General features: G+C 66.8%; 24 protein-coding genes. 12 read left to right on the top strand and 12 right to left on the bottom strand.

Annotated features, from left to right (window positions below):
- The first annotated feature begins 7 nt into the window (after window positions 1-7).
- Genes nthA through Q0Q48_RS18220 form a run of 4 tightly spaced genes read left to right on the top strand, consistent with a single transcriptional unit; the run spans window position 8 to window position 2,113 of the window.
- Complete coding sequence (gene nthA / locus Q0Q48_RS18235) at window positions 8-655, top strand: nitrile hydratase subunit alpha (protein ID WP_295140534.1); 648 nt, start codon at window positions 8-10, stop codon at window positions 653-655.
- Window positions 652-1,311: a nitrile hydratase subunit beta gene (nthB, locus tag Q0Q48_RS18230; protein WP_295140531.1), complete on the top strand. Its 660-nt coding sequence runs from the start codon at window positions 652-654 to the stop codon at window positions 1,309-1,311. Before nthA ends, nthB begins: the two co-directional genes overlap by 4 nt.
- A complete protein-coding gene (locus Q0Q48_RS18225) occupies window positions 1,311-1,694 on the top strand; it encodes a nitrile hydratase accessory protein (protein WP_295140528.1) in 384 nt (127 codons plus the stop codon). The genes nthB and Q0Q48_RS18225 overlap by 1 nt, the downstream gene beginning before the upstream one ends.
- Window positions 1,691-2,113, top strand: a complete 423-nt coding sequence (locus Q0Q48_RS18220; RefSeq protein WP_295140525.1) for a GFA family protein — start codon at window positions 1,691-1,693, stop codon at window positions 2,111-2,113. Before Q0Q48_RS18225 ends, Q0Q48_RS18220 begins: the two co-directional genes overlap by 4 nt.
- Before the next feature lie 16 nt (window positions 2,114-2,129).
- Here the strand turns inward: Q0Q48_RS18220 and Q0Q48_RS18215 are convergent, their stop codons facing one another.
- The 4 genes from Q0Q48_RS18215 to Q0Q48_RS18200 all read right to left on the bottom strand — a co-directional run bounded on the left by Q0Q48_RS18215 (window position 2,130) and on the right by Q0Q48_RS18200 (window position 7,844).
- Window positions 2,130-3,641, bottom strand: a complete 1,512-nt coding sequence (locus tag Q0Q48_RS18215) for a PepSY-associated TM helix domain-containing protein (RefSeq protein WP_295140522.1) — start codon at window positions 3,639-3,641, stop codon at window positions 2,130-2,132.
- A gap of 26 nt (window positions 3,642-3,667) precedes the next feature.
- Window positions 3,668-6,115, bottom strand: coding sequence for a TonB-dependent receptor (locus Q0Q48_RS18210; RefSeq protein WP_295140519.1), 2,448 nt, complete (start codon window positions 6,113-6,115; stop codon window positions 3,668-3,670).
- 136 nt (window positions 6,116-6,251) lie between these two features.
- A complete protein-coding gene (locus Q0Q48_RS18205) occupies window positions 6,252-7,226 on the bottom strand; it encodes a FecR domain-containing protein (RefSeq protein WP_295140517.1) in 975 nt (324 codons plus the stop codon).
- A 102-nt stretch (window positions 7,227-7,328) separates the two neighbouring features.
- Complete coding sequence (locus Q0Q48_RS18200; RefSeq protein ID WP_295140514.1) at window positions 7,329-7,844, bottom strand: RNA polymerase sigma factor; 516 nt, start codon at window positions 7,842-7,844, stop codon at window positions 7,329-7,331.
- A gap of 20 nt (window positions 7,845-7,864) precedes the next feature.
- Here Q0Q48_RS18200 and Q0Q48_RS18195 point away from each other — a divergent pair, with 20 nt between their 5' ends.
- From Q0Q48_RS18195 to Q0Q48_RS18185, 3 genes are all read left to right on the top strand, one after another.
- On the top strand, window positions 7,865-7,990 hold the full coding sequence (locus Q0Q48_RS18195) for a hypothetical protein (RefSeq protein WP_295140511.1): 126 nt from the start codon (window positions 7,865-7,867) through the stop codon (window positions 7,988-7,990).
- A gap of 79 nt (window positions 7,991-8,069) precedes the next feature.
- The gene (locus tag Q0Q48_RS18190) at window positions 8,070-9,542 is read left to right on the top strand and encodes a hypothetical protein (protein ID WP_295140508.1); all 1,473 of its coding nucleotides are present in this window, start codon (window positions 8,070-8,072) and stop codon (window positions 9,540-9,542) included.
- Window positions 9,543-9,636: 94 nt separating this feature from the next.
- Entirely contained in the window at window positions 9,637-10,092 is a 456-nt protein-coding gene (locus Q0Q48_RS18185) for a YccF domain-containing protein (RefSeq protein ID WP_295140505.1), read from the top strand.
- A gap of 13 nt (window positions 10,093-10,105) precedes the next feature.
- Here the strand turns inward: Q0Q48_RS18185 and Q0Q48_RS18180 are convergent, their stop codons facing one another.
- Complete coding sequence (locus Q0Q48_RS18180; protein WP_295140503.1) at window positions 10,106-10,297, bottom strand: hypothetical protein; 192 nt, start codon at window positions 10,295-10,297, stop codon at window positions 10,106-10,108.
- Between the two features lie 201 nt (window positions 10,298-10,498).
- On the bottom strand, window positions 10,499-10,918 hold the full coding sequence (locus Q0Q48_RS18175) for an Rrf2 family transcriptional regulator (RefSeq protein WP_295140501.1): 420 nt from the start codon (window positions 10,916-10,918) through the stop codon (window positions 10,499-10,501).
- Between the two features lie 116 nt (window positions 10,919-11,034).
- On the opposite strand from Q0Q48_RS18175, the gene Q0Q48_RS18170 reads away from it, so the two are divergent.
- Together Q0Q48_RS18170 and Q0Q48_RS18165 are read left to right on the top strand one after the other, a co-directional pair.
- On the top strand, window positions 11,035-11,430 hold the full coding sequence (locus Q0Q48_RS18170; RefSeq protein ID WP_295140498.1) for a group III truncated hemoglobin: 396 nt from the start codon (window positions 11,035-11,037) through the stop codon (window positions 11,428-11,430).
- The gene (locus tag Q0Q48_RS18165; protein ID WP_295140495.1) at window positions 11,431-11,733 is read left to right on the top strand and encodes a DUF1971 domain-containing protein; all 303 of its coding nucleotides are present in this window, start codon (window positions 11,431-11,433) and stop codon (window positions 11,731-11,733) included.
- Here the strand turns inward: Q0Q48_RS18165 and Q0Q48_RS18160 are convergent.
- Complete coding sequence (locus tag Q0Q48_RS18160) at window positions 11,711-12,106, bottom strand: hypothetical protein (RefSeq protein WP_295140493.1); 396 nt, start codon at window positions 12,104-12,106, stop codon at window positions 11,711-11,713. The genes Q0Q48_RS18165 and Q0Q48_RS18160 overlap by 23 nt on opposite strands.
- A 67-nt stretch (window positions 12,107-12,173) precedes the next feature.
- Window positions 12,174-13,373, bottom strand: a complete 1,200-nt coding sequence (gene nhaA / locus Q0Q48_RS18155) for a Na+/H+ antiporter NhaA (protein WP_295140491.1) — start codon at window positions 13,371-13,373, stop codon at window positions 12,174-12,176.
- 171 nt (window positions 13,374-13,544) lie between these two features.
- Here nhaA and Q0Q48_RS18150 point away from each other — a divergent pair, with 171 nt between their 5' ends.
- Window positions 13,545-14,039, top strand: a complete 495-nt coding sequence (locus tag Q0Q48_RS18150; RefSeq protein ID WP_295140488.1) for a hypothetical protein — start codon at window positions 13,545-13,547, stop codon at window positions 14,037-14,039.
- A gap of 19 nt (window positions 14,040-14,058) precedes the next feature.
- Window positions 14,059-14,832, top strand: coding sequence for a hypothetical protein (locus Q0Q48_RS18145; protein ID WP_295140486.1), 774 nt, complete (start codon window positions 14,059-14,061; stop codon window positions 14,830-14,832).
- 11 nt (window positions 14,833-14,843) lie between these two features.
- Here the strand turns inward: Q0Q48_RS18145 and Q0Q48_RS18140 are convergent, their stop codons facing one another.
- From Q0Q48_RS18140 to Q0Q48_RS18125, 4 genes are all read right to left on the bottom strand, one after another.
- Window positions 14,844-15,044 (bottom strand): hypothetical protein, encoded by a 201-nt coding sequence (locus Q0Q48_RS18140; protein WP_295140483.1) that lies wholly within the window; start codon window positions 15,042-15,044, stop codon window positions 14,844-14,846.
- A gap of 82 nt (window positions 15,045-15,126) precedes the next feature.
- Window positions 15,127-16,155, bottom strand: a complete 1,029-nt coding sequence (locus Q0Q48_RS18135) for a hypothetical protein (RefSeq protein ID WP_295140480.1) — start codon at window positions 16,153-16,155, stop codon at window positions 15,127-15,129.
- The gene (locus tag Q0Q48_RS18130) at window positions 16,149-16,400 is read right to left on the bottom strand and encodes an acyl carrier protein (RefSeq protein ID WP_295140477.1); all 252 of its coding nucleotides are present in this window, start codon (window positions 16,398-16,400) and stop codon (window positions 16,149-16,151) included. Before Q0Q48_RS18130 ends, Q0Q48_RS18135 begins: the two co-directional genes overlap by 7 nt.
- Window positions 16,401-16,431: 31 nt before the next feature.
- A complete protein-coding gene (locus Q0Q48_RS18125) occupies window positions 16,432-17,025 on the bottom strand; it encodes a hypothetical protein (protein WP_295140475.1) in 594 nt (197 codons plus the stop codon).
- Window positions 17,026-17,195: 170 nt separating this feature from the next.
- On the opposite strand from Q0Q48_RS18125, the gene Q0Q48_RS18120 reads away from it, so the two are divergent.
- Window positions 17,196-19,580, top strand: coding sequence for a protein kinase (locus Q0Q48_RS18120; protein ID WP_295140473.1), 2,385 nt, complete (start codon window positions 17,196-17,198; stop codon window positions 19,578-19,580).
- The last annotated feature ends 121 nt before the right edge of the window (window positions 19,581-19,701 follow it).

The raw sequence follows: 19,701 nt of genomic DNA, 5'->3' as shown, positions 1-19,701 counted from the left end.
GGATGCGATGTCGAGCAATCACGACCACGATCATGGCCACAATCACGACCACGAGCACGGGTCCGAACTGTCGGAGATGCAGCTCCGGGTGCGGGCGCTCGAAACCATCCTGACCGAGAAAGGCTACGTGGATCCCGCGGCGCTCGACTCGATCATCGAAACCTACGAAACGAAGGTCGGGCCGCATATCGGCGCGCAGGTGGTGGCGCGAGCCTGGGCCGATTCCGGGTTCCGCGAGGCGCTGCTCGCCGACGCGAGCAAGGCGATCGCGCAACTCGGCCTGCAGCAGAAGGTCGGCGATCACCTGGTCGCCGTGGAGAACACACCCACCACGCACAACATGATCGTCTGCACCCTGTGCTCCTGCTACCCGTGGGACCTGCTGGGCCTGCCACCGGCCTGGTACAAGTCGGCGCCCTACCGCGCCCGCACCGTCAAGGAGCCGCGCAAGGTGCTCGCCGATTTCGGCGTGACACTGCCTGACGAGACAAAGGTCCGCGTGTGGGACTCCACGGCCGAGACACGGTTCATCGTACTGCCGATGCGCCCTGCCGCGACCGAAGGCTGGTCGGAGGAGAAGCTCGCCGAACTGGTCACTCGCGATTCGATGATCGGCACCGGCTTGCCGAAGGCAGCGAACGAGGTGCAGGCATGAACGGTGTGCACGACATGGGCGGCATGGACGGCTTCGGCAAGGTCGCGCCCGATCCGCACGAAGTCTCCTTCCATGACGAGTGGCAGGCGCACTCCTTCGCCCTCAACAGGATCATGGGCTCGGCCGGCGAATGGAACATCGACGTCGGCCGCTACTGGATCGAGACCCTGCCGCCGGCGGTCTATCTCTCCTCTTCCTACTACAAGAAATGGTTCCTGCGCCTCGAGCGGCTCTGCCTCGACCGCGGACTCGTGTCGGAGGCCGAGCTGGCGAGCGGCCACTCGAGCGGACCGGGCCGGCCGCTGAAGCGCAAGCCTCTGTCGGGCCCGCAGGCCGGCGTTGGCCTGACCAGGGCCAACCACGACCAGCCGCCCCGCGCCCCCGCCGCCTTCGAGGTCGGCCAGAAGGTGCGTGCCCGCAACATCCATCCCCGCTCCCACACGCGCCTGCCGCGCTTTGCCCGCGGCCACTTCGGCACCATCGAGCGCATCCAGGGTTGCCACACCTTTCCCGACGCGATGGTCGGGAAGGGCATCGAGCAGGGTGAATGGCTCTACACCGTAGTGTTCGACGGACGGGAACTGTGGGGGCCCGATGCGGAAGACGGCGCCACGGTTTCCATCGAGGCGTTCGAGCCCTATCTGGAGCCAGCGTGATGACGTCGGATCCCGCTTCGGTCCGCACGGCGCTGGAGACCGTGCCCGGCATCCCATGCGAAGGCGAGGCGCCGGTCTTCGCGGAGCCGTGGCAGGCCCAGGCTTTCGCCATGGCGCTGACCCTGCAGCAACGCGGCGTGTTCTCGTGGAACGAATGGGCCGACGAACTTGGCGCCCAGATCAAGGCCGCCATCGCGGGCGGCGATCCCGACGACGGCACGACCTACTACCGCCACTGGCTCGCGACGCTGGAGCGCCTCGTCGCGCGCAAGGGCATTGCGTCGGCAGAGACGCTCGACCGCTATTACAACGCCTGGGATCATGCGGCGGACCGCACGCCCCACGGTCAGACGATCGAGCTCCGGGCTGACGACTTTCGATGAACGACGCAAAGGTCCGGACCGGCGGATGCCATTGCGGTGCGGTGCGTTTCGAGGTGAGGCTCAGCGACGGCTTCAACTCGATCCGCCGCTGCACTTGTTCCTTCTGCCGCATGCGCGGTGCCGTCGTGACCATGGCGGAGATGGGCGGGATCAAACTCCTTCAGGGCGAGGAGGCACTGACCAGCTACCGCTTCCATACCGGGACGGCACAGCACTTCTTCTGTTCTCGCTGCGGAATCTACACGCATCACCAGCGGCGGTCCGACACCAGTCTCTATGCCGTCAACGTGGCCTGTCTCGACGGAGTGAGTCCGTTCGACTTCCACGAGGTGCCCGTCATGGACGGCGTCAACCACACCAACGACACCGGCCAGCCCACGCGACGGGCTGGCACGCTACGATTCGTTCCGTCCGGCTGATTGTCGGAAGCACGACTCATTGAGCCCTGCGCAATCTGACGGCGGCCCATCCCGCGACGACCGCGCCCGCCAGAAGCAGCAGATCCATGCCGGCGACGGGCCAGAGGTGGCGCTGCGAGAGGCTGCGCCACAGGGGATCGTCCGTCGTGAGTCCGTTGAGAAGCACGGCTGCGGTCGCCAGCACCGCGAGGGCGATGCACTGTTCCCGCCAAGCCATGCGCGGACGAACCCAGGCGTGAACGAACGTCAGCAGCCAGACCAGGTAGAAGGCCCAGATCTCTAGCTCGCGGCGTTCGAGGCCCCAGGCTGAGGCGCCGTGCGGCAACAGCCTGTTGGCGACGAAGAAGGCGAGCGTGGCGGCAACGATCCCGCTGACCGAGCCGATCGTCAGACCTTCGACGATACGCACGCCGCGCAGACCGAGCTGGGCATGGCGCTTGCGGCGCGAGTCCAGCCAGAAGAGGAATCCCGTGGCGATCAGGACGCAGCCGGTAAGCCCCAGCACGAAGTAGAGCCAGCGCAGGCTCCAGTGATCGAACTGGATGAAGTGAAAGCCGGTGATGAAGCGGTGGACGTTCATCACAGGCTTCGCCGCATTGCTCGACAGGACGGCGCTGGTGCCCAAGTCGAAATAGAGCGCGTCGACCGGCATCGTCACGCGATCGTCGACAAACGAGCGGCGGATCTCGACATAGGCATTGGCGTCGCCGGGATGGAACACGCGGAACAATTGCGGCGTCCCCCTTGCCCACTGGCGGGATGCCTCCGCGACCATGGCATCCAGCGATGCCGGGGGCAGCCCCGGGCGGTTGAGCCGCGGCCGCCCGTAGATACCGTAGGACTCCCGCACGAAGGCCGCCCGGTCGCCACGATAGGACATCTCCCAGGCACCCGAGAAGTACACCGTGAAGAAGATGACGAGGCCCGACAGGGTGATGAAGAAGTGGAACGGCAGCCCGAGCACGCCCGTGACGTTGTGCAGGTCCAGCACGACCCGCCGCGGCTTCCGATCGGACCGGAAGGTGAAGAAGTCGGCGAAGATCTTGCGATGGATGACCACGCCGGACACACAGAGCGCCAGCATTGCCATGCCTGCAAAGCCGACGATCCAGAGGCCCAAAGACCAGGCTTTGATATGCAGATTGACGTGGAACGGATAGATGAATCCCGATCCCCCCCACGTGCCGGCGTCCGGAAGAAGGGCCGATGTCGAGGGATCGGCGTGGCGGTACCGCAGCCGGCCCGCGCCTTCCAGGTAGCCAACCCGGGCGACGGGTTCACGATCGTCTGGAAAGAGAACGAGCCATTGCGGCGAGGCACCGATCACGGGCTGCAGTTCGCGGGCGAGCGCATCGACCGATTTCAGCACGGCCGGCTTCAGCCGGGTCGCAGGCATCATCCAGCGATCGATCTCGCGGTCGAACACCGACAGGGTGCCCATCCAGAAGACCGCGAACAGCACCGCGCCAACACCCACGCCCGCCCACGTGTGCAGCCAGTTCATGGAGGCGCGGAACGTCCGCTCCATGTCGAGCCCGCGCGCCCGGGCGCTGCCTAGAAATCCGCCGTCAGCGACAGGCGGAAGGTGCGCGGCGCGCCGAGGAACATGAACGTCGCCGTCTGGTTGCTGCCCGCCCAGTAGTTGGCATCGAGGACGTTGTCGACGTCGAAACGGGCCACCAGCATCTTCCCCTTCGCCCCCGGATTTTCAAATGTGTAGCGTGCGCCTAGATCGAAGCGGGTCCATTGCGGCATCATGCGCCGCGGATAGGTCGCGTCGATGTATTGTGGGCCGGTGTAGATGGCACGACTCGTGAGAGTAAGGCCCGGCACGAATGGGAGGTCGACCTCGCCCGACAGATTCAGCGTGAACTGCGGCGTGAAGGGCGCAATCCAGCCGTCGGTCAGCCCGCCCTGCGTCTTGGCGAGCACCGGGTTCAGAAACATGGCCCCGCCGAGAAGGCGGATACCCTTCATCGGTTCGCCGAAGACGTTCAGCTCCAGACCCTGATTGACCTGCTGCCCGTTCACGCCCTGGGTATTGGTCGTAGTGTTCGTGATGACACTGGGCTGCGTGATCTGGAACAGCGCTGCGGTGGTCGTGAAGGTGCCCCAGTCGACCTTGACGCCCACTTCGATCTGGTTGGAGACGAAAGGCGGCAGGATCGTGCCGGCATTGGCGAACGGCGCCTGCACCACGGTGCCCTGCTGCAGTCCCTGGATGTAGTTGCCGTAGAGCGAGACGTTCTCCAGTGGCTTCACGATCAGTGCCACGGCGGGGCTGACAACGGTCTGGTCGTAGCTCGATGTAAGGACGCCGGTCACAGCGTTGAAGTTGGCGGACTGGACGTTCTGGGCGCGCAGGCCGGCCGTGAGCTGGACCCGGTTGTTCAGCGAGGAGATCGTGTCGGCGACGCCGATGCTGTTGAAGCCCGACGACGACGTCTTGTTCGCCGCCGGCGTCGGGATGTTCGGCCGTGCGATCAACGTCGAATTGTAGATGTTGGTCGCGAAGGCGCCGCCCGGCTGCGAGACGTTGACCTGGCCGTTGTCCTGCTGGAGCGTCGACGCCGTGAGTGCGAGCTCGTGGTTGACATCCGCCGTGCTGAACAGGGCGCGCAGACCACCCTGGGCGGTCAGGCTCGTCGTGTACTGGCTGAAATTGAGCGGCGCCAGTGCCGTGCCCGCACCATTGAAGTTCGTGATCGTCGTGGCCGCCGAATAGAGACCGCCCATCCGGTAGTCGTGCGCGCCCGCCGAGGCGTAGAGCGTGACATTGTCGGTGATGTCCATCTCCAACCGCAGGACACCGAACGCGTCCTTGCGGCCCTGGAAACCCCAGGGCTGCGCGGTGGGATTACTGCGAGCACTCGGCGCATACGGGAGCTGCACGCCCGGCGCCAGGGTCAGGTAGGGTGTGATGCCGGAGATGTACTGGTTCTGGTATCCCAGATCGGCCGAGAGTCGCACGCGCTCTCCGCGGACATCGAAGCCGAGGACTGCCAGCGCCCTCTGGTCGGCATTGTACTGGATGTCGGTCTGGCCCCCCCGGAACACGCCGTTGAAGCGCACACCGAATTCCTTGTCCTCGCCGAAGCGGCGTCCGAAATCGATGTGCCCGCCAAACTGGCTGCCGGAGATGTAGCTCGCCGTCGCCTGGGTCAAATCCTCGTTGGGCGCCCGCTTCGGAACGACGTTGATGTTGCCGCCGATCGACCCGAAGGGCGGGATGCCGTTCAGCAGCGCGCTCGGTCCCTTCAGTACCTCCACCCGCTCGGCCATCTCCGCCATGACCGACGAGTTGGGCAGCATTCCATAGAGGCCGCCATACGAGGTGTCCGAATTGTCGACGGGGAAGCCGCGGATCTTGACCTGATCGGTGCCAGGACTGTTGTCGCCCCGGGTGATCCGGACCGACGGGTCGTCGATCAGCACGTCGCGGACCGTCTTGGCCTGCTGGTCCTGTGCCTTCTTCGCCGTGTAGTTCGACTGGTTGAACGGCGTGTCCATCACGGCACGATTTCCGAGCAGGCCGAGCTGGCCGCCGGTGGCGACCTGCCCGCCCGCATAGACCGGGGGCGCGTTGTCGATCATCGCCTGCGGCGGCACGAGGAAGGCCCCTTGTACCTGCACGGGATCGAGCTGCAGGGCGCCGCCGGCGTCCGGCGCACCGGAGATCGTTACCGTGTTGGCCGAGGTGAAGCGGAAGGTCACGCCGGTTCCCGCCAGCAGCAGTTGCAGGGCATGCTCGGCCGTCATGCTGCCGCCGATTGAGGTGCTCGTCTTGCCGGCGACGGCTGAGTTGTTGACGACGATCTGCACGCCTGCCTGCTGGCCGAAGGCGGTCAGGGCCTGCGCCAGTGGCTGTGACGGCACATTGAAGGTCGCCAGGCGGACGGCCTGCGCCTGTTGCGCTTCGCCACCCGCGATGCCCTGAGCGAACACCTCGCCGGCCATCAAGGAACCTGCCGCTACGGCGGCAACCGTGATCCTCGCAAACACAGACTTCTCCCCCGAAAGTCCGTTGCCGGCGGGTCACGGAACTCGACGCCGCGGGCAACACGCCCGCACTTGCGGAACAAGACGGATGGGGGCGGTTCGACTTAAGCGGAAATCGCAAAAAAGTTCACGCCGCGACCTAACGCTTCGAAATGACCGACAGGTAGGGCGTGACCTGGCTGAGCTTGCCGTGCTGGGATTCGGCCAGAGCGTTCAATGCTTCGCGTGGCTGGGTGAGATCGATGACGCCCGAGATCGACCGGCCGTTCATCGAACCGTCGCGCACGACGATCATGCCCGGCAGATAGCGCCCGAGGATCTCCACCATGTCGCCCACGGTGGCGTCGTGCACCACCAGGCGGCGCGAGCGCCACGAAGCAACCGTGGACGGCACGACCTGTTCCTGTCGCGCGGACCTCGCCTGACGGTCGAAGACGAGACGGTCGCCCATACCGAGGCGACTGACATCGGCCAGCCCCGGAGACGCCACCTCGACCGTGCCGGACTGGACGGCGACCGTCACCGTGCTCGCCAGCTTGTCGACGCTGAACGCGGTGCCGGTGACGCGCACCGATACGTCGGCTGCGTTCACCCGGAAAGGTCGATCCGGATTGGGATGGACCTGGAAGAAGGCCTGCCCGGCGAGAAGCCTCACTTTCCGCTCGGCTCCGGAATAGTCGACGGCGATCGCGCTGTCGGCATCGAGGCTTGCCAGGCTGCCGTCGGGAAGGACGACGTCGCGCAACTCGGCAACGCCCGTGACGTGATCGGCCTCGAGATGACGCTGGATTACGGGCACCGCGACCAGCAACAGGCAGGCGACGGCCAGCAGCGCGCCGGCGCTCGCCCAGAAGACGCGCGGTCGCCTGCGCGACTTCAGCGGCAGGATGTTGGCGGCCGCGGCCGGCGCCGCGATCAATTCCGGCGGGAGCTTGCCCAGGCGCGCCCATGTGTGCTCGGCCGAACGGAATGCGGCACGATGGGCTTCGTTCTGCTGCAACCAGCTCTCGAACTCCTGCCGCAACGCGCCGTCACCGGGGGACGCTTCGAGCCGCAGGAGCCAATGCGCCGCCTGAAGCCGGACCGGGTCGTTCTTGCCGTTGGTTCCGCTCACGAAGGTTTCCCCGGTGCGAGGCAGCGGAAGCTGCCCCTCCTCTCCGACAATTAGACGGTTTTCGCGGCGCCGACTTAAGAACGGCCGGTAAAAATTGTTGCGCTACCGGTCCTCGTCGCCGAGCAGGCGCTGCATGGCATGCACCAGCGCCTCGGCCACGATCTGGTGCGTGCGCGGGACCGAGAGTCTTAGACGGTCCGCCACTTCCTGAAGCGGCCGTTCCTCCAGCTTGTACAGGCGAAAGGCGAGTTGGGTCCGTTCGGGCAGTTCCTGGATCGCGTCGAGCAGCGCCCGGAACTCGTCGCGCTGCAACACGACATCCTCGGCCGTCGGGCTTGCCGCGGGCAGCACCTGCCAGGTCACGCTCTCCGGCGGCTGCGGCACTTCCCTCACTCGCCGTTTCGACCAATCGAGCGCCAGGTTCCGGACGATGGAATAAAGGTAGCTCAGCGGATGGCCGATCTCCTGTCCCTTGGCGTCCCTCGAGGAGAGGCGCAGCCAGGCTTCCTGCACGACATCCTCGGCGACCGCCCGGTCGCCCAGGAACTTGTTGGCATAGTTCAACAGGTCGTCGCGATGCTCGATGTAGACGGACAGGGACGTGGACGACGGTGCCAAAGGCCGATCCAAAAATGCGAATGATTCGCAACATCTATACGCAGATCGTCGTCCGAAATCAAATGCTCCGCATCGCGTCGACACCGCCGCCGGCCACGGATGCGGGCGACAACGTCGCCCTTTTCCTCGCCCGCCGGCCCCCCTAGAACGGCTTCCCGGGGAGCATCAGCAGCAGAGGACAAGCCCTTGAACGGTCGAACGTTGACGAATGCCATCATGGTGTCCGTGACCATTCTGATTGGGTTGATCTTCGCCGAAGGCGCTGCGCGCGTCCTGGCAGGACTGCCCCTCACCCAGCTCGAACTCCCCGCCCGTCTGGTGAACATCGGCAACGACACGACGGCCGAGCGCCTCGACGACGTACCGCGCGCAGCCTCGGTCGAACGCGCCTGGTTCTTCAGCGATCCGCCGCCCCTGCCCAACCGCAAACCGGTGCCGACCGAGGCGATGGAACTCGATCGCACGCTTCAGAAGGCCGGCACTTCCTTCCAATCCCCCGAGGTCTTCAAGATCTGGAACTCGGTGCTGGTGGGCGATCCCTGCCAGAGCCCGTTCTTCTCCAAGGCGCCGGGTTCGCTCGAAGTCTTCGATCCCGAAGACGGCAAGCCCAGCCCGCCCTTCCGCTTCCGCCCGGACACCACCTCGCCGATCGGGCTGGTGACCAACGAACTGGGCTGGCGTGGGGCGCCTCTGGACTTTGCGCGCGCACCGAAGACCATCCGTATCGTGTTCGCCGGCGCCTCGACGACGGCCGACACGCACCAGATGCCCTATTCCTATCCAGAGTTCATCGCGCACTGGCTGAACCTGTGGGCCGCGAAGAACCGGCCCGACCTCAAGATCGAGGTCGCCAGCGCGGCCCGCGAATCCATCAACTCCGAAGGAATCGAATCGATCGTCCGCACCGAGATCGTGCCGGCGCGGCCCGATCTCGTGATCTATCACGAGGGCGGCAACCAGTTCAGGCTGGAAAGCCTGGTGGCGTCGATGCCCCAGGGCGAGAAGCCTCAGCCGATGAAGCCGCGAGAGCCGCCGGGACCTGCGTGGCTCAACACGCTGGCGCGCTACTCCGACATCGTGCGCCGCATCCAGGTCCTGCGCGCCTCCGAAGAGCTGCCCTCCACCGGGCTGGAGGCACCGAAGCCCGACTACCAGCTCACCTGGCCGAAGGATCTCTCCGAGACCGACCCCGACCTCGCACGCAAGGACTTGCCGGTATCACTCACCCAGATTCTGGGCGATCTCGACAAAATCCAGGCCGACCTGAAGCCGATCGATGCCGAACTCGCAGTTACCTCGTTCCTGTGGATGGTGAAGGATGGGCTGAAGCTCGACCCGGTCCGCAACCGCATGATCTGGGACTATCTGAACCTCTACATGTACCCATGGCGCTATCGCGACCTCGAGCGGCTGGCGAACTTCCAGAACCAGGTGCTGAAGAAGTACACGCAGGAGCGCGGCATCGACTTCATCGACGTCGCCGCCAGGATGCCGTTCGATCCCGACCTCTATGCCGACGGCGTCCACACGACCTATCCCGGCACGCGCATGAAGGGCTGGGTGATCCTGCAACAGCTCGTCCCGCTGATCGAGGCGCGCCTGAAGTCGGGCGCCTGGCCCAGGCCCCAGCCGGCGATGGACAAGGCACCGCCCTGGTTCAAGACGCCGCCGCGCCGCATCGAGGTCAACTGCAAGTAGCGTGGGCAGCGGCCGCGACGGGCGGCGATTGCCACGCGCCCGACGGGAAGGGCATGGTGGCCGTCACACTACGAGCGGCGATGGGGAGAGACACGTGACGACCTTGGGCAACATTGTGTGGCACATCCCGTTCCTCGGGTTCCTCACCGCGGCCTTCTACTGGCTGCTCGGCCTGCTGCTCACCCTGCTGGTCGTCACCGCACCGCTCGGGCTCGGGCTGATGGAGTTCGGCAAGTTCCTGCTGGCGCCGTTCGGCAACGAGATGGTGAGCAAGTCCGACCTCGACATGCCGCAGAACCCGGTGTGGCGCGCCTACTCGACCTTGGTGATGATCCTCTACCTGCCGTTCGGCGTGGTGTTCGTGATCCTGAACGCGATCCAGGTGTTCGCGCTGTGCCTGTCGATCGTCGGCATCCCGGTCGCTCTGGTGATCGCCAAGTCGCTGGGCACCGTGCTCAACCCCGTGAACAAGGTCTGCGTTCCGTCGGCGGTCGCCGAAGAGATGGCGCGCCGCAACGCCCGCGCCGAGATCGACCGGCGGCGCGGCTGAGCCGTCGTCGCGTTCAGCGGGAAGCGGAATCCGGCAGGGGCTCCTGCGCCCGCCCGTTCGTCCGCTCCTCGGCCTTCTGGTCGGCCAGCTCCTCGGCAAGACGCGCCTCGGCAAAGGCGCGCTGCGCCTCGTCGAGCCGGCCTCCGGCCAGCTGCTTCGTCAGGTTTTCAATGTTCTTGCGGCGAATGAAATCCTGCATTGCCATGCGCCCCTCCGCGCTGCATTGCCATCGCCATAGGACACTCGTATCGACTGCATTTCAACTCCCAGCCAAGACAGCCAGATATGCAGGCCTGCAAGGACCGGGTACACGTCCGCGTCCGACTGGGCCACGAGCAGTACTGGCGCTGAGTGCGTCATCGGCGGCGGAACGATCCCGACGGTTTGAGAGGTGGTTGGCCTCGACCTATCCCACCCCCAGCAACCGCAACAACTTCGTCTGCCGCTTCAGCAGGTCCGCCAGCGTGTAGCGGTCGAGGACCTTCATGAAGGCGGCCAGCGCCTCGTCGAGGATGCGGGTGAGTTCGCAGGCCGGGGCGATGGCGCAGGTGTCGCAATCGACCAGGTCGAAGCCTTCCTCCATCCGGCGCACCACCGCGCCGACGTTGATCTTCTCGGGCGGCCGCGCGAGGCGGATGCCGCCGGTGCGGCCGCGCACGCCCTCGACGTAGCCCGCCTTGCCCAGGTCGTGCGCCACCTTCATCAGGTGGTTCTGCGAGATTCCGTAGCCGCGCGCGATCTCGGCGATCGAGCAGACCCTGTCGGGCCGGGTGCCAAGATAGGTGAGCACGCGCAGCGCGTAGTCGGTATAACGGGTCAGGCGCATCTGGTCGGGGGTCCCTGCGACACGGTGGCGAGCGGGCGTTCACAATACATGTGTCTTCTTTACATGTTTAGCTCGCCGCCATACATGTATCGTAGATACTCGATTGGAGCAGGGCGATGAACGGCCTGGCGTTTGGTGAGACCGAAGGTGTCGACGAGGACAGCCTGGCCCGGCTGGTGGATCGCTTCTATGCCGCCGTCCGCGCCGACGCGCTGATCGGCCCGGTCTTCAACGACGCGATCGACGACTGGCCCTACCACCTCGACAAGCTCACCGCCTTCTGGTCCTCCCTGATGCTAACCACCGGCCGCTACAAGGGCACGCCGATGGCAGCCCATTTCAAGCACCGCGCGCGGATCACGCCCGCGATGTTCGACCGCTGGCTCGTCCTGTGGCGCGCGGCCACCGAGGCAGAGATGCCGCCCGCCGCCGCCCGCTCGATGCAGGCCAAGGCCGAGCGCATCGCGGAGAACTTCAAGCTGGCCCTCGCCCGGCTGCCCGCAGGCATCTAGATGGGCGCCCCCTACAAATCCACGCCGGTGTTCGACGAGACGACGCTGCCCGACGCGCTGCGGCGCGAGCACCGCACGAAGGATGGCGTGTGGGGCGTGATCCGCGTCCTGGAGGGCGAGTTGCGGCTCATCCTCGTCGATGGCCCGGGCGCCGGCGGCGACGGGACGATCCTGACTCCCGGCCGTCCCGGTCTCATCCGACCGCAGCAGACGCACCATGTCGAGCCGCTCGGCCGGATGCGGATGCAAGTCGATTTCCACGACCATGCGCCGGATGGCTTCAGCCCGGCACGCTCGCCATGACGGCAGGCGAGTCGAGCCAAGTGCGGGCCTTGTCCACCTGCCTGAACACACGCATCGGGCGTTTGGGGACAGCGAGGATGCCCAGGACCCGCGCCACCTGCCAGTAATTCTCGTCGCGCACGACGAAGGCGAGCGGGCCGAGTGCGGGGCCGGCAGCGGCATGAAGCGATCGAAGACGAACGCCGACTGCGAGCAGATCCGCCGGACTCATTTGCGTCTCCCCCAGGCAGCCGTCGAACAGCTTGCGATAGCCCAGGATGTTCGAACCGGTAACGACGTCCAGCAGTTTATCGAGGTCGGCGGGCTGGATCGGGCCCTCCGCGAGGGCCACCAGGAGCTTCGCCCGCGAGTCGATCGTCCAGTGGAGCGCCATGTTTTCGAGGATCCGGTCGGGAGACAAGAACTCTTAGCGCCCACCCTGCGGAGCGCGCAACGGATCTTCAGAAGGTGCTCGCCTCGGCGCCGCCCGGCTTCGGGCTGAGCAGGAGCACCATCGCGCCCAGGACCGCCGAGACGAGCGAGCCGAGCAGGATGCCGATCTTCACGCCATCCTGCAGCGCCGCATTGTCGGGGAAGGCCAGCAAGCCGATGAACAGGCTCATGGTGAAGCCGACGCCGCAGAGCAGCGCCACGCCCAGCACGTGCAGGGGCGCGGCGCCGACCGGTGCGGCGGCCCAGCCGAGCTTCACGGTCGCACGCGCGGTGCCGTAGACGCCGATCACCTTTCCCAGCACGAGCCCGCCTGCGACGCCCAGCGTCAGCGGATCGACCAGCGCGCTCGCGCCGAAGCCGGCCAGCGAAACGCCCGCGTTGGCGAAGCCGAAAATGGGAATGATGACGAACGGCACGACCTTGGCCAGCGCGTGCTCCAGCCGGTGCAGCGGGGAATCGACCCCGCGCTCGTGAGCGCCTCCCAAGGCGCGCGTGAGCGGGATGGTGAAGGCGAGCGCCACGCCCGCGACCGTCGCGTGGACACCTGACAGCAGCACCAGCAGCCACAGGATCGCGCCCAGGACGAGATAGGGCCAAAGCGCCTTCACCCCTAGCCGGTTGAGCGCGAGCAGAGCGACCAGCACGGCGGCCGCGCCGCCCAGCGCCGCGAGGTCGAGATTGCCGGTGTAGAAGACGGCGATGATCAGCACCGCGCCGAGATCGTCGATGATGGCGAGCGCCGTCAGGAACACCTTCATCGAGGCCGGCACCCGGTTGCCGAACAGCGACAGCACGCCGAGCGCAAAGGCGATGTCGGTCGCGGTGGGAATCGCCCAGCCGCGGATCACCTCGCCGTTGTTCCAGTTGAGCCCGGCGAAGATCAGCGCCGGCACCGCCATGCCGCCGGCGGCGCAGAGGCCGGGCAGGATGCGGCGCGGCCAGGTCGAGAGCTGGCCGTCGACGATCTCGCGCTTGATCTCCAGCCCGACCAGCAGGAAGAACACCGCCATCAGCGCATCGTTGATCCAGTGCGAGACGCTCAGCGGACCGACATAGGCCTTGAGCGCGGCGAAGTACGTTGCGGCAAGACCCGAATTGGCGACGATCAGCGCCAGCGCCGCGGCGACCATGAGGACGATGCCGCCCGAGGCTTCGCTGTCGACGAAGCGGCGAAACAGGCTGGGAGTCGCGCGAGGATTACGGGTCATGGGCGCCACATAAGGAGAGAGCCGCTGGCGGCCCGACCAGCGCTATTTCCTGCCCGCGCCGATGTGCGGACACCCGCGTTTCTTGTGGCCGATGTGACGCGGGAGGGCAACAGGATCCGGCTACAGCGGCGTGCAGATTCGTGCAATACGAATGCATTTGGGGAGTTCGCGATGATCGGGCGTTGGTGGGGCTTTCTGGTCCTGGGATCGATGGCGGCGGCATTCGGGCTGGCGGCGTCCGCGACGGCGCAGACGAAGAAGCTCGGCATCTTCGGTGGCTGGGAAATCAGCATGGTGTACGACAAGGGCAAGTTCGTGCGCTGCGTCGCCGATACGAAGGGTCCGGACAATGAGGGATTGCGGATGAGCTTCGGCGACGATGGTCGACGGCAGTTCATCCTGCCGGGTCCCGGCACGGCCTCCGCCAAGGACGAGGCCGTGATCGTGTTCAGGCCCAGCGGCAAGCGATTCACCTTCCCGATGGCCCAACGATCGCCCGACCGGCTGTGGAGCCCGGCGCTCGAGAACAGCTTCACCGACGTGTTCTTCGAATCGAAGCGCATGGAAGTTCAGCTTCCCGCGCGCAACGTGACGCGCAGCTTCGACCTCGGCGATCCCGACGCGATGAGCGCGCGGATCGACGGCTGCATGACCTCCCAACAGTAAGCGACGACGGAACCGACCGATGATGCGCAAAGACCTTCTTTCCGCGGCGACGATGCTCGCCCTCGCCCTTCCCGCCGCCGCGCGGGCCGAGCCGGGCGATGCCGCCTTCTGCCAGCAATATGCGGCGGCAGCGGCGACCGCGGCGAAGGACGCCATCGCAATCAATCCGGCCTGCCAGGATTTCAGCAAGGGCGTGCATGCCGTCGCCAAGGCGCATGTCGACTGGTGCCTGAAGACCGACCGTACCGAGGTCGAGGGCGCCTCGACCCACATCCGCAGGCTCGCCAGCCGCTGCACCAATGGCGCGTTGGCGGCCCCCAACGGCTATGGCGGCTACGACATCGTCGCCAACGACAAGTTCGAGAAGCCCTGGGGCGAGGCCGGTCCCTGGAAGATCCGCGCGGCACGCAGCGGCCGGACCTTCATGTACTGCGTGGCCGATTCGAATGCCGGCGGCCGCCGGGTCCGCATCGGCGTCGACCTCGTGCAGCCGGGCGATTCGCGGCAGTGGCAGGTCGCGGTGCCGATGAAGGGGCCGAAGGACTGGCAGGGCTCCTTCCAGGTCGACGGCAAGGGCTTCGGCAATGGCGGCGGCAACCAGATGAGCGGCGTCGGTGTGGGCGGCTGGAGCATCGCCTGGCTGGGCCAGGCCGAGGTCGATGGACTCAAGAAGGGCGGACGCGAGGGCCTGGTGGGCGTGGAGACGCAGGATTACGAATTCCCGCTGGCCGACGTCGGCGCGGCGATCCGCCAGCTCGAAGACTGCCGCAGTAAGCGCGGCCTGGGCGGCTGATCCGCCCTGCCTCAGGCGTGGCGCAGGGTGCCGCGCAACTGCTCGACGGTCGACTGGGCCGCCACGATCCGGCCCATGAGGTTGACCCTGCGGATCACCAGGCTGGTGTTGCGCGGATTGACGTTCAGCGCCTTCGACAGATCGTTGAGATCGTCGCGAAGCCGATTGAGATTGGTTTCGAGCTCGGCAAGCTTCCTGTCGTCCCTGCGCACCGGTACCCTCGCAAAAACCGCCGGATGCAGCATATCACGAGGCACCGTGGCGCCGGCGGGGCGACGGTGCGGCCCTTTTGTATCAATGGTACGAAGGCCGTAACGGCGACGGGGCGGTGAGCCAGCGCAGCCGCGCCTCGAAGCCCCGACTTCCGAGGGCCGACACGATGTCGTGCTCCTCCACACCCGGCACCGGGTCGAGTTCGACGCCGCCGATCGGCTGCATGTTCTCCGCTTCGGCCCGGTCGATCGCGTTCTGCTGTCCGAAGGTCAGGCGAACCGCGGGCCGCCGCGGCGTCCGGCCATAGAGCGCGGCCATGTCGAGGTGCCCGGGATCGAAGGGGGTGGCCGACGGCCGGCGCCGCTGCAGCCGCTCGAGGACCCGTTGCGCGCTGTCGTCCAGGCGGGAGGGGCCCGACAGGCCGAGCACCTTCTCCGCCGACAGGTCGAGCCCGTAGCGAAGGGCGCCGAACGTTCCGGCGGAACTTCCGGTGCAGAGGACGCGCTCCGCCCCCAGCGACCACGCGATGTCCCACAGGCGCCCGACCGACTCGTCGTAGCCCTTCCCCAGCGAAGCGATGCCGCCGGCGTAGAACATCGAGCTGTGATCGCGCAGGTAGACGATGCTGGCGTCGAGCCGGCGGAACCACTGATGCATCAGCACCAGCGGACCGCAGAAGCGCCTGGCCCCGCCGGTGAAGACGAACAGCACGGTGCGCGATCCGGCGCGCGGCACGACCTGGACGTCGGCCGCCGGATCGTCGGCGAACTCCGTCTCATGCTGACCGGGCGGCGTCGGCGGCGCCGCGAGCACGAGGGCCGGCAGGCTGCCGATGCGCACAGAGGAATCGCCGAGAACGGTCGAGACATAGTGCCTCGCCGCCGCGAGCGAACCGCATTCGAGGATGGTCCACAGCACGATCCGGTGCCGGTACGTGATCGCCGCCGGCTTCGCGGTCTCGCCGCGCTCGAAGCTGCGCAGGAAGTCCAGGGTTTCGAGGATCAGGGACTTTTCGCCCAGCCCCGCCTGCCCCCTCACCTCAGCCTCGACCGCCTCGCGGTCGCCGGCGGCCCAGCGCCTGAAGAGGATGCGGTTCTGGTAGGTCAGCATGCCGGCTCGACCGGCCTCGCCGCATGGTCGAGGATCGCCTGGATCGAGCGGCACGCGTCGACATCGTCCTCGCCGATCGGCAGGCCGAAGGCCTCTTCGATGCCCATCAGGATCTGCACATGATCGAGCGAGTCGAATCCGAAGTCGTAGAAATCCTCGGAGGTGCCCAGATCGTCCGCCATGACGCGCTCGACGACGCTCGAAATGACGTCCCGCACACCCTGTTCGGTCAATTTCACAGGCACTCACTGATCTCCCTGGGTGAGATAATCATTCTCAACGACGCGGCTGGCCCCGTGCAAGAAGTATCGTGCCACCGGCGATACCGTCCGGCGCCAAGGCAATCGCCTTCCAACAGCGTCCGCCCAGCAGTCGCCGGAGCGTCACCGAAGCGGCAGACCGGCAGGGCGGAATACGGCTGCAGGCGATCTCCGCGATCGACCAGTAGCTGCCGGGACTGAGGGTCTTCAGGAGATGCAGGCTGGCGGCGGTCACGCGCCGCATCAGCGGTGCGTCGCCTGCCGGTATTGCGGCGCTGTCGCGGTCGAAGACCGCCCCCTCGATCAACGAGCCCTCTTCGAGCGGGATCCGCTGGCATATCGGCAGGTCGCGGCGCTGCCGCAGCCGAAGCTGCCGGCGAATGCCCCCGTCGAGATAGCTGACGGATCCGCAACTCTCCGCGGGCACGCGGGGCGCCACCTCGTCCTCGGAGACTTCGATGGCGCAGTCGCTGGCCACGGTCAGGGTGAGCCTCACGTCGGCCGCCGCCCCGCCGATGTGACGGACGATACCGTCGAAGATGTCGGCCCCGTGGAGATAGGTCCGGTCGCCCGTGAACGGCGGCGCGAGGATGAAGGAACGGAACGCCATGCGATGCCTAGGTCGCGACGATGTGCTGCAAGGAAGTACGCACGCTGGGGTTCGATCTCCCGTAAAGCCCCCGATAGTAAAGTTGAGTTGCCGGGGTTGAGAAGAGTATTGGGTTCTTGTGATATGCGTGAATGCCTGGGCCGGCATGGATCCGCGGGGGAGCGGCCTTCATGGTCGACATGAATTCGGAAACGACGGTGACTGATCCGGAGGTCGATTTCGTCGCCTTGCCGCCGGGCACGCCGATCGGGCGCTATGAAGTCCTGTCCGTGCTGGGCCAGGGCGGCTTCGGCATCACCTATCGGGCGCGCGACGTCCAGCTCGGTCGCGAAGTCGCCATCAAGGAGTATCTGCCGACCGCACTGGCGGTACGCCAGAACGGCGTCACCGTGATGCCGCGCTCGACCAAGGCGGCGGAGGACTTCACGTGGGGCCGCGACCGGTTCGTCGCCGAGGGCCGGGTCATGGCGACGCTGCATCGCGCGCCGGGCATCGTCCGCGTCTACGACTTCCTCGAGATCAACGGCACCGCCTACATCGTCATGGAGATGCTCCACGGCGATACGCTCGAAGGCCACATAAAGAAGCACGGCCGGCTGGATGCATCGGCGATCGACCGCATCCTGTGGCCGCTGCTCGACGGTCTCGAGCAGGTCCACGATGCGGGCTTCCTGCATCGCGACATCAAGCCCGCCAACATCCTGCTCGATGCCGCCGGCAACCCGACCCTGATCGACTTCGGCGCCTCGCGCGCCGCCATGGTCGGCCGGACCGTGGCGATGACGGCGATATTCACTCCCGGATATGCGGCTCCCGAGCAATTCACCTCCGCCAAGCAGGGCCCCTGGACCGACATCTACGGCGTCTCGGCCACGCTCTATCATGCCATCACCGGGCACGCGCCGCCGTCGGCCTTCGATCGCATGCTCGACGATGCCTACGAGCCCATCGCAGCAACGGCGCCGCCGGGCTTTGCCGCCGGCCTGCTGGCCGGCATCGATGCAGGCCTCGTGGTCCGCGCCGCCGACCGACCGCAGTCGATTGCAGGCTGGCGTCCGATCCTGTCGATGACCGCGTCCCCCGACGATGCGTTGACGGTCGCGGCGCGGGGCCGCCCCGATCCGGCCGCGACCATCGTGGCGCCGGCCCCGAGAGCCGCTGCGGCGCAGCCGCCAGTGTCCGCCAGCGTCGAACCGGTGGTTTCCGGCGCTGCCCTGCCGGCAGCAAACCCGAAGAGCCGCAGGGCGCTCTATGCCGGGACCGCGGTCGCCGCCCTGATCCTGGCGGGCGGCGGCTACTTGATGCTCGCCCCGAAGCCGCCATCGCAAGGCGCCCTCGCGCCCGCGACCGTGGCCGTCCAGGATCTGAAAGTGGAGGACCTCGAGCGCGCCCTGGCGGAGCGCCGCGCGGCCGATGCGGCGGCCGCCGACAAGAAACGCCAGGAAGAAGCGGCCCAGAAGAAGGCGGCGGACGAGGAAGCCGCGAAACAGACGGCCGATGCGGAACTCGAAAAGGCCCAGCAGCTGCGCCGGAACGCAGAAGAGGAACTGGCGAAGCTGAAGGCCGAAATCGAGGCGCGGCGCCAGGAAGAGCAGACGGCCGCCATGCGGGCCGAAGCCGAGGCGGCTCAACGCAAGGCCGAGGCCGAGATGGCGGCCCTGCGTCAGGCCGAAGCCGATGCGCAGAAGAAGGCCGCAGCCGACGCCGATGCCAAGCGCCTGGCCGACGAGGCTCTGGCCAAGGCCCAGGCGGACCGCCAGAAGGCCGAGGCTGACGCCAAGCAGAAGGCCGATGCCGAAGCCGCGGCCGCAGCAGCAGCCGCCAATGACAGGAAGGCGGCCGAAGCCGCCGAGCAGGCCTTGCGACTGACGCCGTCCGACCGCCAGCGGATCCAGGTCGCGCTGACGTCGCTGGGCTTCGATACCCGTGGCAGCGACGGTGCCCTGGGACCGCGCTCGCGCGACATGATCGCCAACTGGCAGAAGGCGCGCGACCTGCCGGCGACGGGTTTCCTCACCGGTCCCCAGCAGCAGGCCCTGCTGCGCGAGGCGGCACCGGCGATTGCCCGGTTCAACGACGATCAGAAGAAGATCGAGGACGAAAAGAAGAAGGCCGACGAGGACGCAAAGGCGAAGGCAGCAGCGGCTGCCGGCCCGGCCGTCCCCTTGCCGCCAGCGGCCGCATCGGCGCCCGCCGCCGCGATCGCACCGCCTGCGGCACCTGCCGGGACGGTGCAGTGGACTGGCAAAGCAATGTGCGACTTCTGGCCCGGCCCCATTCCGGTATCGGTCACGGTGACGGGCGGCAAAGGGTCAGGCACCGGCATCGGCCGCGCCACCGGCACGACGGTGACGGTCAACATTTCCGGGAACAGCTATTCCGGCTCGATAAACGCGCGCCTCCGGAGCGGAAACCCGAAAGTCCTGGTGGGTTCGTTCTCGGGTGCCCTGTCGGGCTCTCAAATCAGGACTCAGACGACAGTTCGGGCCGACTTCGCGAGCCCGATGGGACCGAATGTCTCTGCCTGTACCGTAGAGCTGGACCGAGCGGGCTAGGATCACCGCGCCGCGGACGCGCCCATTCCCGGCCTTTGCCTGTCAACCGCAATCTCGCGGCCGGGACGCCGATTTTGGCCTCCTGCCCTCCCTGCGACATTCATTTCGAATGTTTCGACTA

Origin of the sequence: uncultured Reyranella sp., assembly GCF_945957355.1 — a bacterium.
Lineage (GTDB): Bacteria > Pseudomonadota > Alphaproteobacteria > Reyranellales > Reyranellaceae > Reyranella.
This window is presented reverse-complemented; position numbering and strand designations above follow the sequence as displayed.